The sequence below is a fragment of the Escherichia sp. E2562 genome, assembly GCF_005781075.1.
Classification (GTDB): Bacteria; Pseudomonadota; Gammaproteobacteria; order Enterobacterales; family Enterobacteriaceae; genus Escherichia.
In genome coordinates, this window is record NZ_VATM01000002.1 from 192,369 (window position 1) to 207,619 (window position 15,251).

18 protein-coding genes are annotated in these 15,251 nt (G+C 50.9%); 9 read left to right on the forward strand and 9 right to left on the reverse strand.

What is annotated here, in order from left to right:
• Positions 1-40: 40 nt before the first annotated feature.
• The gene (gene pth, locus FEK43_RS02705; protein ID WP_135559637.1) at positions 41-625 is read right to left on the reverse strand and encodes an aminoacyl-tRNA hydrolase; all 585 of its coding nucleotides are present in this window, start codon (positions 623-625) and stop codon (positions 41-43) included.
• Positions 626-901: 276 nt separating this feature from the next.
• On the opposite strand from pth, the gene ychH reads away from it, so the two are divergent.
• A complete protein-coding gene (ychH, locus tag FEK43_RS02710; protein ID WP_064528711.1) occupies positions 902-1,180 on the forward strand; it encodes a stress-induced protein YchH in 279 nt (92 codons plus the stop codon).
• Positions 1,181-1,239: 59 nt separating this feature from the next.
• On the opposite strand, the gene dauA is transcribed toward ychH, so the two are convergent.
• From dauA to lolB, 4 genes are all read right to left on the reverse strand, one after another.
• Entirely contained in the window at positions 1,240-2,919 is a 1,680-nt protein-coding gene (gene dauA / locus FEK43_RS02715) for a C4-dicarboxylic acid transporter DauA (RefSeq protein WP_131162220.1), read from the reverse strand.
• A gap of 124 nt (positions 2,920-3,043) precedes the next feature.
• Positions 3,044-3,991: a ribose-phosphate diphosphokinase gene (prs, locus tag FEK43_RS02720; RefSeq protein ID WP_001298109.1), complete on the reverse strand. Its 948-nt coding sequence runs from the start codon at positions 3,989-3,991 to the stop codon at positions 3,044-3,046.
• Between the two features lie 150 nt (positions 3,992-4,141).
• On the reverse strand, positions 4,142-4,993 hold the full coding sequence (gene ispE, locus FEK43_RS02725; RefSeq protein ID WP_135406439.1) for a 4-(cytidine 5'-diphospho)-2-C-methyl-D-erythritol kinase: 852 nt from the start codon (positions 4,991-4,993) through the stop codon (positions 4,142-4,144).
• Positions 4,993-5,616, reverse strand: a complete 624-nt coding sequence (gene lolB, locus FEK43_RS02730; RefSeq protein WP_130205669.1) for a lipoprotein insertase outer membrane protein LolB — start codon at positions 5,614-5,616, stop codon at positions 4,993-4,995. Before lolB ends, ispE begins: the two co-directional genes overlap by 1 nt.
• A gap of 213 nt (positions 5,617-5,829) precedes the next feature.
• Between lolB and hemA the strand changes: the two genes are divergently transcribed.
• Genes hemA through kdsA form a run of 6 tightly spaced genes read left to right on the forward strand, consistent with a single transcriptional unit; the run spans position 5,830 to position 11,134 of the window.
• Positions 5,830-7,086, forward strand: a complete 1,257-nt coding sequence (gene hemA / locus FEK43_RS02735; RefSeq protein ID WP_130205671.1) for a glutamyl-tRNA reductase — start codon at positions 5,830-5,832, stop codon at positions 7,084-7,086.
• A gap of 40 nt (positions 7,087-7,126) precedes the next feature.
• On the forward strand, positions 7,127-8,209 hold the full coding sequence (prfA, locus tag FEK43_RS02740) for a peptide chain release factor 1 (protein WP_130205673.1): 1,083 nt from the start codon (positions 7,127-7,129) through the stop codon (positions 8,207-8,209).
• On the forward strand, positions 8,209-9,045 hold the full coding sequence (gene prmC / locus FEK43_RS02745) for a peptide chain release factor N(5)-glutamine methyltransferase (protein ID WP_130205675.1): 837 nt from the start codon (positions 8,209-8,211) through the stop codon (positions 9,043-9,045). The genes prfA and prmC overlap by 1 nt, the downstream gene beginning before the upstream one ends.
• Entirely contained in the window at positions 9,039-9,431 is a 393-nt protein-coding gene (gene sirB2, locus FEK43_RS02750; RefSeq protein ID WP_130205677.1) for an invasion regulator SirB2, read from the forward strand. The genes prmC and sirB2 overlap by 7 nt, the downstream gene beginning before the upstream one ends.
• 3 nt (positions 9,432-9,434) lie before the next feature.
• On the forward strand, positions 9,435-10,244 hold the full coding sequence (gene sirB1, locus FEK43_RS02755; protein WP_001764444.1) for an invasion regulator SirB1: 810 nt from the start codon (positions 9,435-9,437) through the stop codon (positions 10,242-10,244).
• A 35-nt stretch (positions 10,245-10,279) separates the two neighbouring features.
• A complete protein-coding gene (gene kdsA / locus FEK43_RS02760) occupies positions 10,280-11,134 on the forward strand; it encodes a 3-deoxy-8-phosphooctulonate synthase (protein WP_000811058.1) in 855 nt (284 codons plus the stop codon).
• Positions 11,135-11,283: 149 nt separating this feature from the next.
• Here the strand turns inward: kdsA and FEK43_RS02765 are convergent, their stop codons facing one another.
• The 3 genes from FEK43_RS02765 to chaA form a co-directional block, all read right to left on the reverse strand.
• On the reverse strand, positions 11,284-11,391 hold the full coding sequence (locus tag FEK43_RS02765) for a type I toxin-antitoxin system toxin Ldr family protein (RefSeq protein WP_016265910.1): 108 nt from the start codon (positions 11,389-11,391) through the stop codon (positions 11,284-11,286).
• A 425-nt stretch (positions 11,392-11,816) separates the two neighbouring features.
• Positions 11,817-11,924: a type I toxin-antitoxin system toxin Ldr family protein gene (locus FEK43_RS02775; protein ID WP_064528728.1), complete on the reverse strand. Its 108-nt coding sequence runs from the start codon at positions 11,922-11,924 to the stop codon at positions 11,817-11,819.
• A gap of 408 nt (positions 11,925-12,332) precedes the next feature.
• Positions 12,333-13,433 carry a sodium-potassium/proton antiporter ChaA gene (gene chaA / locus FEK43_RS02785; RefSeq protein WP_064528732.1) on the reverse strand — a complete coding sequence of 367 codons (1,101 nt, stop codon included), beginning with the start codon at positions 13,431-13,433 and terminating at the stop codon, positions 12,333-12,335.
• A 268-nt stretch (positions 13,434-13,701) separates the two neighbouring features.
• On the opposite strand from chaA, the gene chaB reads away from it, so the two are divergent.
• Together chaB and chaC are read left to right on the forward strand one after the other, a co-directional pair.
• A complete protein-coding gene (gene chaB, locus FEK43_RS02790) occupies positions 13,702-13,932 on the forward strand; it encodes a putative cation transport regulator ChaB (RefSeq protein WP_131162217.1) in 231 nt (76 codons plus the stop codon).
• Positions 13,933-14,089: 157 nt separating this feature from the next.
• Complete coding sequence (gene chaC, locus FEK43_RS02795; protein ID WP_135406441.1) at positions 14,090-14,788, forward strand: glutathione-specific gamma-glutamylcyclotransferase; 699 nt, start codon at positions 14,090-14,092, stop codon at positions 14,786-14,788.
• A gap of 51 nt (positions 14,789-14,839) precedes the next feature.
• On the opposite strand, the gene ychN is transcribed toward chaC, so the two are convergent.
• The gene (ychN, locus tag FEK43_RS02800; RefSeq protein ID WP_064528737.1) at positions 14,840-15,193 is read right to left on the reverse strand and encodes a DsrE/F sulfur relay family protein YchN; all 354 of its coding nucleotides are present in this window, start codon (positions 15,191-15,193) and stop codon (positions 14,840-14,842) included.
• Between the last annotated feature and the right edge of the window lie 58 nt (positions 15,194-15,251).

Consider the following 15,251-nt stretch of genomic DNA (forward strand, 5'->3'; position numbering starts at 1 on the left):
ATTATACACGGCACTCGGCAAAAATGCCGCAGACAACGACTTATTGCGCTTTAAAGGCGTGCAATCGGTTCGTTGCTTTGGTCAAACCATCTGTAAACCACATTTCAGTACAACGCGCCGCTTCGTCGATGGCTTCATCAATTAACTTCTGTTCACTAACAGGTGGTTTGCCTAACACAAACCCGACAACTTTGTTTTTATCGCCCGGATGACCGATTCCGATGCGTAAACGGTGAAAGTTAGGGTTATTACCCAATTTACTGATGATGTCTTTCAGTCCATTGTGACCACCGTGGCCACCGCCCAATTTAAATTTGGCGACGCCCGGAGGCAGATCCAGTTCGTCGTGAGCGACCAGAATTTCGTCCGGATTAATGCGGAAAAAACTGGCCATCGCGGCGACGGCTTTGCCGCTGAGATTCATAAATGTAGTCGGGACTAACAGGCGGACATCTTCGCCTCCGAGGGTAACTCGCGAGGTATAACCAAAGAATTTAGCCTCTTCGCGCAGGGGAGCGCGTAAACGCTCCGCCAGTAAGTCAACGAACCAGGCGCCAGCATTATGTCGCGTTGTGGCGTATTCAGCGCCGGGGTTCGCCAGGCCGACAATCAATTTAATCGTCACGTTTTTTGTCCTGAGTGAGTACATAACTGGCGCGTAGTTTACTGGTTGCGGCCCCGCTTGACAAAAAACAGCGTGTTAAACGCAGATAACATAATAATTGCCAGTATCGACTATTAGAAAGTCAAGGTGTTCAGACGGTTATTTGTAAAGTTTTGTTGAAATAAGGGTTGTAATTGTGATCACGCCCGCACATAAGCCACAGGGTGTTGTCTATACTTTACACATAAGGAAGAGGGGTATTCCCTGTTACAACCCAGAAAGTTCCGGAGGTGACACATGAAACGCAAAAACGCTTCGTTACTCGGTAACGTGCTTATGGGGTTGGGTCTGGTGGTGATGGTGGTCGGCGTGGGGTATTCAATCCTCAACCAATTACCACAGTTTGATATGCCCCAGTATTTCGCACACGGTGCAGTGCTGAGTATTTTCGTCGGTGCCATTCTCTGGCTGGCGGGAGCCCGTGTTGGCGGGCATGAACAGGTGTGCGACCGTTACTGGTGGGTTCGCCACTATGACAAACGTTGCCGCCGTAGCGATAATCGCCGTCATAGCTAACAACTAAAGTAGTTTGCTGACCAGTCAGTTTGCGCTGACTGGTCAATTTAATGCCTTTCTTACAGATCAGCCATCGCTGCGCTGCGATTCGGGAAGAACGCCAGACGTCCCGGAATCGGTTGAATACCGGATCGGGCCATTGTACGCAGAGGCTGGAATTCCACGTTACACACGCGCAGTTCACACCCTTCAGGCAGGCGCTTCACAAAACGCTGGAACGCATCAAGACCACCGGCATCAAGCACCGGAACGGCATCCCACTTCAGAATAACAACCCGTTTTCCTTCCAGACGTGATTCCAGGTCGGTGAACAGACCTTCAGCCGCCGCGAAAAACAGCGGGCCAATAACACGCAAGACCAGCACATCGTCAGGAACGTCTACTGCCACCGGCGCCAGACGAGTCATACGGGCGATACGGCGCATAAACAGCAACGATGCCAGAACAATCCCCACGCTGATGGCAATAACCATATCAAACAGCACGGTCAGTGACATACACAGCAGCATGACGATGATGTCATCTTTCGGCGCATGACGCAGCAAGTCGACCACTTTGTGCGCTTCACTCATGTTCCACGCCACCATCAACAGCAGGGCAGCCATGGCGGAAAGCGGCAGCCAGGAGAGCAGTGGTGCCAGTACCAGCAGGGCGAGAATAACCAGAATAGAGTGGATCACCGCCGAGATAGGGGAAGTTGCCCCAGCACGGACGTTAGCGGCAGAACGTGCGATGGCAGCAGTAGCGGTAATACCACCAAAGAATGGAGCGATGATATTCCCCAGCCCCTGACCGACCAGTTCACTATTCGCCTTGTGCTTAGTCCCGGTCATACCATCCAGTACGACGGCGCAGAGCAGAGATTCGATTGCCCCGAGCATTGCCATTGAGAATGCCGCAGGCAGCAGAGTGCGAATAGAATCCCAGGTTAGCGTGAATTCTGAATTAGGCAGGTCCCACGGCAGCACCAGTTGCGGCAGCAGTTGCGGAATACCGTTACCCTGAGAACCATCGGCCAGAACGTAGTGGAATTGCGATCCGATGGTAGCAACATGTCCGCCAAGCAGGTTAACAATCCCCATCACCGCGCAACCAGCCAGCAAGGCCGGAAGGTGACCAGGTAAACGAATACCCAAACGTGGCCAGAAAATCAGAATGCCAAGCGTCACGATACCAATAGCAGCATCACCCACATTAATGGTCGGCAGCGCCATAAATAATGCGCCGACTTTTTGTAGATAATGTTCCGGGACATGAGCCATTTGCAGACCGAGAAAATCTTTAATCTGCATGGTACCGATGGTGATCCCGATACCCGAGGTAAAACCTAAGGTGACGGAAACCGGAATATATTCAATCAGACGACCAAAGCGCGCCAGACCCATCAGGATCAAAAAGATCCCCGACAACAACGTCGCAACCAGCAGGCCTGCCAGTCCAAACTGTTGCGAAACGGGATAGAGAATTACTACAAATGCTGCAGTCGGACCGGAAACGCTAAAGCGCGACCCACCCGTCAGAGCTATGACAATCCCCGCAACGGCAGCGGTATATAAACCGTATTGAGGAGCCACACCACTGCCAATTGCCAACGCCATCGCCAGAGGAATAGCAATAATCCCAACGGTTATCCCGGCAATCAGGTCACGGGTAAACCGTGCGGCAGTGTATTTTTCTTTCCAGCAAGCGTCGATCAGAGCGCGGAAAGGCATCACATGTGAGGAAAATATTTTGTTCACAATAATGTTTCATCCGTGAGCGCATCATCTGTCAACTAAATGGCAGGTGAAGGAGGCATAGGTCATACAAATGGATATTACAGACAAAAAAACCCGCCGCAGCGGGTCTTTGAGCCGGGTTCGATTAATGTTCGAACATGGCAGAGATCGATTCTTCGTTGCTGATACGACGAATCGCTTCGGCCAGCATACCTGACAGGGTCAGAGTACGCACGTTCGGCAGTGATTTGATTTCATCGCTCAGCGGAATGGTATCGCAGACAACGACTTCATCAATTACAGAGTTACGCAGGTTGTTCGCCGCGTTGCCAGAGAAGATCGGGTGAGTCGCGTACGCAAATACACGCTTAGCACCACGTTCTTTCAGAGCTTCAGCAGCTTTACATAGCGTACCGCCAGTGTCGATCATATCATCGACCAGTACGCAGTCACGACCTGCAACGTCACCGATGATATGCATCACCTGGGAAACGTTCGCACGCGGACGACGTTTGTCGATGATTGCCATATCGGTATCGTTCAGCAGCTTAGCGATAGCGCGGGCACGCACAACGCCGCCGATGTCCGGGGAAACCACAATCGGGTTATCCAGATTCAGCTGCAGCATGTCTTCCAGCAGGATCGGGCTACCAAATACGTTATCAACCGGAACGTCGAAGAAACCCTGAATCTGTTCAGCGTGCAGATCCACTGTCAGCACACGGTCAACACCGACGCTGGAGAGGAAGTCTGCAACCACTTTCGCAGTGATTGGTACACGAGCGGAACGGACGCGACGGTCCTGGCGCGCATAGCCAAAGTAGGGGATAACAGCGGTGATACGACCTGCGGAAGCACGACGCAGGGCATCAACCATCACGACTAATTCCATCAGGTTGTCGTTAGTAGGGGCACAAGTGGACTGGATGATGAAAATATCACCACCGCGTACATTTTCGTTAATTTGTACGCTGACTTCGCCGTCGCTAAAGCGACCTACAGCGGCGTCGCCGAGTGAAGTGTACAGGCGGTTGGCAATACGTTGTGCTAGTTCCGGGGTGGCGTTACCAGCAAAAAGCTTCATATCAGGCACGAGAAGAACCTCAGGCATGCGTCCATTGGTGGAAAGAATCTGCCGAAAACTGTGCGGGCCAGGCAATATTCTTTCCAGGCGGTGTATTAAAGAGCGCGATGCAACGTCTGGAACAAGGTGACGTTGTCACCGAAACTCAGCTTGCCCGGCTTAAAGCATGGCTCTGTGCAATGGGGAAAGATTGACACCTTTCGCCACAAAGCCATTGAGCCATTCCGGGGCTTGCTCTAGCACCTGGCGGGCTTCAGACTCTGTATCAAATTCAGCAAAGACACAGGCCCCTGTCCCAGTCAGGCGCGACGGGGCGTATTCTAACAGCCAGGAAAGCACCGCATCAACCTCGCGAAAACGTTTTCTTGCGATAACCTCGCAATCATTGCTGAATTCACATTTTAGCAACGTTTCTATTGACCTTTTCGCCGTGTTGCGCGGGAGTTCGGGATCTTTAAAAATCATTGGTGTAGGAATATTCACGCCAGGGTGCGCAACCAGATACCATTTCTCTGGTGGATTCACCGGCGTTAATATTTCGCCGACCCCTTCGGCAAAAGCAGCATGACCACGGACAAAAACCGGAACATCTGCGCCCAGCGTCAGCCCGATTTCTGCCAACTCATCAACACTCAGTCCGCATTGCCACAGATGATTTAAAGCTACCAGAACTGTTGCGGCATTGGATGAACCACCGCCCAGACCACCACCCATAGGCAAACGCTTGTCAATACTGATATCTGCACCACTTCCTTTCGGAAGACGCCCACTGGCGGCGGCTGCTTTCATCAACAACCGTGCCGCGCGAACAATCAGGTTATCTTCGTGTTCCACACCTTCAACTGGCGTTAACAGGCGGATTTCCCCATCGTTGCGAAGTTCAATGCTGATAGTGTCGCCGTAATTCAGAAACTGAAACAGCGTTTGCAGCGTGTGGTAGCCGTCCGCACGCTGACCGGTAATGTATAAAAACAGATTAAGCTTTGCCGGAGAGGGCCACTGAGTCCGCATTATTTCACTATCCAGTTATCCATTTTTAACTTGATGCGCTGACCACCTTCGGTGAGTTCCATGTTGGCAGGCATCGCAGGTTGCGTTTTGGTGTCATAACCGCCGTATACCACTTTCCATTTTTTACCGTTCTGACTATAGGTAATTTCGCTCAGGCGGTACTGGTCGTCCAGTTTGTAGTCGGTTGCATCACCTGGCAAACCTAAAATCCACTGGCGCAAACTGTTGAGCGGAATCGGCATTCCGGTCAATTTGCCAATCATCTCTTCGGCGTCATCGGCGGTGTAACGCTGGCCTTTATTGTCCACTAACTGCACATTACCCGGCTGGGCATTCAACTCCAGCTCAGTGCTGCCCAATGGGTTAGTCAGCAGCAGACGGTAGCGATCCTGGCCAGTTTGCTGCCAGAAGAAACGGGCATACACTTTTTGTTGGTCAGAAATATAGGCAAACGCACCGCGTGTCTGGTACTGATTCAGGTTGCGCACGTCTTGCTGATGCTGACGCCACTGTGGCGAATCCGGGCTTTTGCCCGGACCTTTCGGCGTCGTAACGGAACAGGCCGTGAGCACGAGAGCAGCCAGCGGTAGCAGGCGGATAAAGCGAAAATCGGGCAGGGGCATAATAATGACAAGTCCTTGAGATACGTTGCAGTTATAACCCTTAATGCTAGCGTTACCGTCAGCCATCGTCTATGTTCAAGTTGTCTTAATTGCCAGTATCTAACGGGTTTAGGCAATTACTCCAAAAGGGGGCGCTCTCTTTTATTGATCCCGCGCATCCTGTATGATGCGAGCAGACTAACCATATCAACGTTGGTATTATTTCCCGCAGACATGACCCTTTTAGCACTCGGTATCAACCATAAAACGGCACCTGTATCGCTGCGAGAACGTGTATCGTTTTCGCCGGATAAGCTCGATCAGGCGCTGGACAGCCTGCTTGCGCAGCCGATGGTGCAGGGCGGCGTGGTGCTGTCGACGTGTAACCGCACAGAACTTTATCTTAGCGTTGAAGAGCAGGATAACCTGCAAGAGGCGCTCATTCGCTGGTTGTGCGATTACCATAATCTCAACGAAGAAGATCTGCGTAATAGCCTCTATTGGCATCAGGATAACGACGCGGTCAGCCATTTAATGCGTGTTGCCAGTGGCCTGGACTCATTGGTATTGGGCGAGCCGCAAATCCTCGGCCAGGTAAAAAAAGCCTTTGCCGATTCGCAAAAAGGCCATATGAAGGCCAGCGAACTGGAGCGTATGTTCCAGAAATCTTTCTCCGTGGCGAAACGCGTTCGCACTGAAACGGATATTGGCGCCAGTGCGGTATCTGTTGCATTTGCGGCTTGTACGCTGGCGCGGCAGATCTTTGAATCGCTCTCTACGGTGACCGTATTGCTGGTTGGCGCGGGCGAAACCATCGAGCTGGTGGCGCGTCATCTGCGCGAACACAAAGTACAGAAGATGATTATCGCCAACCGTACTCGCGAACGCGCCCAAATTCTGGCAGATGAAGTCGGCGCGGAAGTGATTGCCCTGAGCGATATCGACGAGCGTCTGTGTGAAGCCGATATCATCATCAGTTCCACCGCTAGCCCGTTGCCGATTATCGGTAAGGGCATGGTGGAGCGCGCATTAAAAAGTCGTCGCAACCAACCGATGCTGCTGGTCGATATTGCCGTTCCACGCGATGTTGAGCCAGAAGTTGGCAAACTGGCGAATGCCTACCTTTACAGCGTTGATGATCTGCAAAGCATTATTTCGCACAACCTGGCGCAACGTAAAGCCGCCGCAGTTGAGGCGGAAACTATCGTCGCCCAGGAAACCAGCGAATTTATGGCGTGGCTACGCGCACAAAGCGCCAGCGAAACCATTCGCGATTATCGCAGCCAGGCTGAACAAGTTCGCGATGAGTTAACCGCCAAAGCGTTAGCGGCCCTGGAACAGGGCGGCGACGCGCAAGCCATAATGCAGGATCTGGCATGGAAACTGACTAACCGCCTGATCCATGCGCCAACGAAATCACTTCAACAGGCCGCCCGTGACGGGGATAACGAACGCCTGAATATTCTGCGCGACAGCCTCGGGCTGGAGTAGCAGTACATCATTTTCTTTTTTACAGGGTGCATTTACGCCTATGAAGCCTTCTATCGTTGCCAAACTGGAAGCCCTGCATGAACGCCATGAAGAAGTTCAGGCACTGCTGGGTGATGCGCAAACCATCGCCGACCAGGAACGTTTTCGCGCATTATCACGTGAATATGCGCAGTTAAGTGATGTTTCGCGCTGTTTCACCGACTGGCAACAGGTTCAGGAAGATATTGAAACCGCGCAGATGATGCTCGACGATCCGGAAATGCGCGAGATGGCGCAGGATGAGCTGCGTGAAGCTAAAGAAAAAAGCGAGCAACTGGAGCAACAGTTACAGGTTCTTTTGCTGCCAAAAGATCCCGATGACGAACGTAACGCCTTCCTTGAAGTGCGTGCCGGAACTGGTGGTGATGAAGCGGCGCTGTTCGCTGGCGATCTGTTCCGTATGTACAGCCGCTACGCCGAAGCCCGCCGCTGGCGTGTAGAAATCATGAGCGCCAGCGAGGGTGAACATGGCGGTTATAAAGAGATCATCGCCAAAATTAGCGGTGATGGTGTGTATGGACGTTTGAAATTCGAATCTGGCGGCCATCGCGTGCAGCGTGTTCCTGCGACGGAATCGCAAGGGCGTATTCATACTTCTGCTTGTACCGTAGCGGTAATGCCAGAGCTGCCGGAAGCGGAACTACCGGATATCAACCCGGCAGATTTGCGTATCGATACTTTCCGTTCCTCAGGCGCAGGTGGTCAGCACGTCAACACCACCGATTCGGCAATTCGTATTACTCACTTGCCGACCGGTATTGTTGTTGAATGTCAGGACGAACGTTCGCAGCATAAAAACAAAGCGAAGGCGCTTTCAGTGCTCGGTGCTCGTATCCATGCGGCGGAAATGGCAAAACGCCAGCAGGCAGAGGCTTCCACCCGTCGCAACTTGCTGGGTAGCGGCGATCGCAGCGATCGTAACCGTACCTATAACTTCCCGCAGGGGCGTGTTACCGATCACCGCATCAACCTGACGCTCTACCGTCTGGATGAAGTAATGGAAGGTAAACTGGATATGCTGATAGAACCGATCGTCCAGGAACATCAGGCCGACCAACTGGCGGCGTTGTCCGAGCAGGAATAATGGAATATCAACACTGGTTACGTGAAGCAATAAGCCAACTTCAGGCGAGCGAAAGCCCGCGGCGCGATGCTGAAATCCTGCTGGAGCATGTTACCGGCAAGGGGCGCACTTATATTCTCGCCTTTGGTGAAACGCAGTTGACTGAAGAGCAATGTGAGCAACTCGACGCGCTTTTAGCCCGTCGCCGTGCCGGTGAACCTATTGCTCATTTAACCGGTGTGCGTGAGTTCTGGTCGTTGCCGTTATTTGTTTCGCCAGCGACCTTAATTCCGCGCCCGGATACGGAATGTCTGGTGGAACAGGCACTGGCGCGATTGCCTGAACAACCTTGCCGCATTCTCGATCTTGGAACTGGCACAGGGGCAATTGCACTGGCATTGGCCAGCGAACGCCCGGATTGCGATGTTACGGCGGTTGACCGAATGCCTGACGCTATCGCTCTTGCGAAGCGCAATGCGCAAAATCTGGCAATCAAAAATATCCACATCCTGCAAAGCGACTGGTTTAGCGCGCTAGCCGGGCAGCAGTTTACGATGATTGTCAGCAATCCGCCGTATATCGACGAGCAGGATCCACATCTTCAACAAGGCGATGTTCGCTTTGAGCCACTCACTGCGCTGGTTGCGGCAGACAGCGGAATGGCAGACATCGTGCATATCATCGAACAGTCGCGTAACGCGCTGGCATCCGGCGGTTTTCTGCTTCTGGAACATGGCTGGCAGCAGGGCGAAGCTGTGCGACAGGCATTTATCCACGCGGGATATCATGAAGTCGAAACCTGTCGGGACTATGGTGATAACGAGCGTGTAACGCTCGGTCGCTATTATCGATGTTAAGTTTTACTACGCTGCTTAGCGTTCATCTCATTAGCATTGCGCTTTCTGTTGGGCTCTTAACCCTACGATTCTGGCTACGTTACCAGGAGCGTCCGCTGGCATTCGCTCGTTGGACGCGCATTGTGCCGCCGGTTGTCGACACGGTGTTATTGCTTAGCGGCATCGCGCTGATGGCTAAAGCGCACATCCTGCCATTTTCCGGGCAGGCTGAATGGCTGACTGAAAAGCTGTTTGGAGTTATCATTTATATCGTTTTGGGTTTTATTGCACTCGATTATCGTCGGATGCACAGTCAGCAGGCGCGCATTATTGCCTTCCCGCTGGCGCTGGTGGTGCTGTACATCATCATTAAACTCGCCACCACAAAAGTACCGTTACTGGGGTAAGTCATGAGATCGTTAGCTGATTTCGAATTTAATAAAGCACCATTGTGCGAAGGCATGATCCTGGCTTGCGAAGCAATCCGCCGCGATTTTCCCTCGCAAGATGTCTACGACGAACTGGAGCGTCTCGTTAGTCTGGCGAAGGAAGAAATTAGCCAGCTTCTGCCATTAGAAGAGCAGCTGGAAAAATTAATCGCGCTGTTTTACGGCGAATGGGGGTTTAAAGCCTCACGTGGTGTTTATCGTCTTTCCGATGCATTATGGCTTGATCAAGTGCTAAAAAATCGGCAGGGCAGTGCGGTATCGTTAGGCGCCGTTTTATTGTGGGTTGCTAATCGTCTCGATTTGCCACTATTGCCGGTGATATTCCCAACGCAGCTTATATTGCGCATAGAATGCCCGGACGGAGAAATCTGGCTGATTAACCCTTTTAACGGTGAATCATTAAGCGAACATATGCTGGATGTGTGGTTAAAGGGAAATATCAGCCCGTCTGCGGAACTGTTTTATGAAGACCTGGATGAAGCCGATAACATTGAGGTTATCCGTAAACTGTTGGATACGCTGAAAGCGTCGCTGATGGAAGAAAATCAGATGGAACTGGCATTACGCACCAGCGAGGCCTTATTACAATTTAACCCGGAAGATCCGTATGAAATTCGCGATCGTGGGTTGATTTACGCGCAACTGGATTGCGAACACGTTGCGTTGAATGATTTAAATTATTTCGTTGAACAGTGTCCGGAAGACCCGATCAGCGAAATGATACGTGCGCAAATTAACAACATCGCGCATAAACATATTGTGCTGCATTAATTAATCGACACTTTACTTAAGATTAAGGCGATCCTATGAAACAAAAAGTGGTTAGCATTGGCGACATCAACGTAGCAAATGACCTGCCGTTCGTGCTGTTTGGTGGTATGAACGTGCTGGAATCTCGCGATCTGGCGATGCGCATTTGCGAACACTACGTAACCGTAACCCAGAAACTGGGTATCCCTTACGTGTTCAAAGCCTCTTTTGACAAAGCCAACCGTTCCTCCATCCACTCTTATCGTGGACCAGGACTGGAAGAAGGGATGAAAATCTTCCAGGAACTGAAACAGACATTTGGCGTAAAAATTATCACTGACGTTCACGAGCCAAGCCAGGCACAGCCTGTTGCTGATGTGGTAGATGTTATTCAGTTGCCAGCGTTTCTTGCTCGCCAGACTGACCTGGTGGAAGCAATGGCGAAAACTGGCGCGGTAATTAACGTCAAGAAACCACAGTTCGTGAGCCCAGGCCAGATGGGTAATATCGTTGATAAATTCAAAGAAGGCGGCAACGATAAAGTGATTCTTTGTGACCGTGGCGCTAACTTCGGTTACGACAACCTGGTCGTTGATATGCTGGGCTTCAGTATAATGAAGAAAGTCTCTGGCAACTCCCCGGTAATTTTCGACGTTACCCACGCACTGCAATGCCGCGATCCGTTTGGTGCAGCTTCTGGTGGTCGCCGCGCCCAGGTTGCCGAACTGGCACGTGCCGGTATGGCTGTAGGTTTGGCTGGTCTGTTTATTGAAGCGCATCCGGATCCGGAACATGCGAAATGTGACGGTCCATCCGCGCTGCCGCTGGCTAAACTGGAGCCGTTCCTCAAGCAGATGAAAGCGATTGATGATCTGGTTAAAGGTTTCGAAGAACTGGATACCAGCAAGTAATCTTTTCTGCTTTGAAAACAAAAGCCTTATCGTTATACGATAGGGCTTTTTTCATGGTCAAAGAAGACAAAAAAGGCCGCAGGCTGTTACCCCTGCGACCGGTTTCGGGCGCACATTGCCATCACGGCAGCCTGACGCCCGTTTTCACCTTACTTCCGGCTACGCCACCAGCCAACAATCGCTGCGGTAATAATTCCCGCCAGGATCGGTGCTGCCAGGTCGTGCCAGAAAATCACGGCAAACTGCGCGAGCGTCATATAGCCGCCTTGTTGTAATGACAACATTTTGCGGCTATTCTTGAAGTGTCTGGTTTCAAGATTAGCCCCCGTTCTGTTGTCAGGTTTGACCTCTCAACGTGCGGGGGTTTTCTCTTTCCAGCAACCAATGCCACCAGGGATAAAGCCCCCGCAACATTGCGCCTCACCGGATAACTCCGGCTTGGTGTCGATACTACGTCTCAATTCATCTTCACTTCATCCCTGAAATGTTTGCAATGCTGTATGCGTTCCGGCTTTTCATCAGCTGTTGCAGTCGTTTCATGAGTGCACTGGATGAGCTTCCAGATCTGGTTGCCAGTGTCTACTTGTGGAAGAGATAAATACAAAAAAGGCCGCAGGCTGTTAACCCTGCGGCCGGTTTCGGGCGCATATTGCCATTACGGCAGCCTGACGCTCGTTTTACCTTACTTCCGGCTACGCCACCAGCTGACAATCGCTGCGGTAATAATTCCCGCAAGGATCGGTGCTGCCAGGTCGTGCCAGAAAATCACGGCAAACTGCGCGAGCGTCATATAACCGCCTTTTTGTTGTAATGACAACATTTCGCGGCTATTCTTGAATTGTTCTGGTTCAAGATTAGCCCCCGTTCTGTTGTCAGGTTTGACCTCTCAACGTGCAGGGGTTTTCTCTTTCCAGCAACCAATGCCGCCAGGGATAAAGCCCCCACAACATTGCGCCTCACCGGATAACTCCGGCTTGGTGTGGATACTACGGCTCAATTTATATTCACTTCATCCCTGAAATGTGCGCAATGCTGTACGCGTTCCGGCTTTTCATCAGCTGTTGCAGTGGTTTCGTGCAGGTTGTGGTACAGGCTCGCAAATCTGATTAACGATCTGTTCAGGTAGAATGAAGAAATACTATAAGCAGATAATTTTTATTATCTCCTCCGATTTCCGCCATCGGAGGAGATATAAATGTCAGGCAAATATTGTCATTAAATAAGCTGCAAACAGTGCCAGATGCGCCGCGCCGTTGAGTACGTTAGTACGGCCAGTCGAAAATGAAATATGGCACAGTACTAAAGAGGCTACCATTACCACCATCTCTGGTGCGCCCAGAGCAAACTGCAATTCATTACCCGTCATAAAGGCGATAAGCGTTACAACAGGTACGGTAAGCGAAATAGTCGCTAATACCGAGCCAAAGAACAGATTCATCGCGCGCTGGACCTGGTTGCTTAAAACTGCTTTTAACGCGCCTAAACCTTCCGGCGACAGAATCAATAGCGCTACCAGGAAACCGGTAAAGGCCACAGGCGCATTCATGCTGGTGAGCAATGTTTCTAGCGGGCTGGCGTTCATTTTGGTGACCGCAATAACGGCAATTAGATGGATAATTAACCAGATGGCATGCCACAGGCTGCTATGAGCAGACGGTTTGCCATGATGCGGATCGTCATCATCGCTGTCATCTTCATGTTCATAGACAAACAGGCTTTGATGCGTTTTGGTCTGAATCAGCAAAAATACGCCGTACATCGCTGCGGAAATTAATGCCACAAGTAACGCCTGACCGGTCGAAAAATTCGCCGCAGGCAGCGCCATCGGAAATACCAGCACGATTATGGCTAATGGGAACAGAGCAATTAAATACTGTTTAATACCAAACAGATTCATATATTGGGTAGCAAATTTACGGCCACCCAGCAGTAATGAAAAACCAACCAGTCCGCCGGTAACAATCATAATGATTGAATAGAGCGTATCTCGCATTAACGTCGGCGCTGCATCGCCGGTCGCCATTAAGGCTGAAATCAAACTGACTTCAAGAATAACGACGGAAAGGCTAAGAATAAGCGAACCGTAAGGTTCACCCAGACGATGGGCTAGTACGTCCGCATGACGGACAACACTAAAAGCACTGCTTAAAATACCAATAAGAGCAAGAAGGTTGATGCCAATAACCACTGGTAGTGTTTGACTGCTTCCCCACAGGGACAGCACTACCAGCGCCAGAACCGGGAAAATAAGCGAAGTCTCCTTGTGGCGGGTTTTTACCGCCTCGTGAGCATTTGTCATTATGGTTATCCTTTGCAGATGAATTTGTCGGAAATGTAATAAATAGGCAGGAAAAATAACAGAAAGTGTCAGGATATCGGTAACATTTTACGAAATTTTACCCCGTAGTCGTTTTTTTACTCTTCGGAGCATAAAAATAAGCTACGTGTTTAGACAATGTTTGTATTCGCGTCTCTTAAGAAGAGTCTGACCTGAGAATTCTTATGTTTTGGCAAGAGGGGATATTGTTGACCACACTTAATGTTCAATTTTAATAAAGGAGTCAACAATGCCGTATAAAACGAAAAGCGACCTGCCGGAAAGCGTAAAACACGTTTTACCCACTCATGCCCAGGATATCTATAAAGAAGCATTCAACAGCGCCTGGGAGCAATATAAAGATAAAGAAGACCGGCGTGATGATGCCAGTCGCGAGGAGACAGCGCATAAAGTGGCCTGGGCTGCGGTGAAACATGAATATGCCAAAGGCGATGATGATAAATGGCATAAAACATCGTAAAACTCAGCGGCAAGTTAAAGCCATTCGTGCGGTGTTGCCTTGCAAGTGGTCTGTGGATTGCATATTGTCCCAATAGTGGTTTCAAAATGAGCAGTAAAAATGTCCGGAAGACACCAAAAAGTTGTCGCAGGGAAGTATGCAGTGGCGGAGGTGTAAGGTGATAACGCGTGATTTCTTGATGAATGCCGATTGTAAAACGGCATTTGGTGCCATTGAAGAATCACTCTTATGGTCGGCAGAACAACGGGCGGCCTCACTGGCGGCGACGCTGGCTTGTCGACCTGATGAGGGACCGGTGTGGATCTTCGGCTATGGATCATTAATGTGGAATCCGGCGCTGGAGTTTACCGAGTCGTGCACTGGTACGCTGGTTGGGTGGCATCGCGCTTTCTGTTTGCGGCTTACTGCCGGGCGGGGAACTGCGCACCAGCCGGGGAGGATGCTTGCACTGAAAGAGGGCGGGCGTACCACGGGCGTCGCGTATCGTCTGCCGGATGAGTCTCTGGAGCAGGAGCTGACCTTACTGTGGAAGCGTGAGATGATTACTGGCTGCTATCTGCCGTCCTGGTGTCAGCTTCATCTTGACGATGGCCGCACCGTCAATGCGCTGGTGTTCATTATGGACCCGCGTCATCCTGAGTATGAATCCGATACCCGCGCTCAGGTGATTGCCCCGTTGATTGCTGCGGCGAGTGGGCCATTGGGAACCAACGCACAGTACTTGTTTTCCCTGGAACAAGCGCTTAACAAACTGGGGATGCAGGATGACGGGCTGAGTGATTTACTGGTGTCGGTGAAAAAACTTCTGGCGGAAAATTTCCCGGATGGTGTGTTACGGCCCGGGTTTGCCCGATAAAACATTTTAGCAGAGGGGCATCTCTATTATCTTGAGCGCCCCATACTTACGTTAAAATGTGAGCACTTTATCGGCAAGCAGCGTCCATTGCGCCAGTTCTACCAGAGTACCAATTTCCACTCCATCAATCAGTGGAAGTGTGCTGATGCCACGACCATCGGTGCAGGTTTTGCACAATTTCACTGGCACATTTTGCGCCGTGAGGATCTCCAGCATTTGCTGAATGTTATAGCCTTCCCCAGGTTTTTGTCCGCGCAATCCGGCAGTGACCGCATCAGACATCAGGAATAGACGCAGATCCAGGTAGCTTTCCTGCTCTCGTAGCGCAATGGCCAGCCGCAGGCTGTTAAATAAGGATTCGCTCCCGTAGGGGGCGCCATTGGCAACGATCACGATTCTTTGCATTATTTACTCCTGTATTCAGGGAATTAGATGTTCAGTTTCTATCTTACAGCTTGTGTGC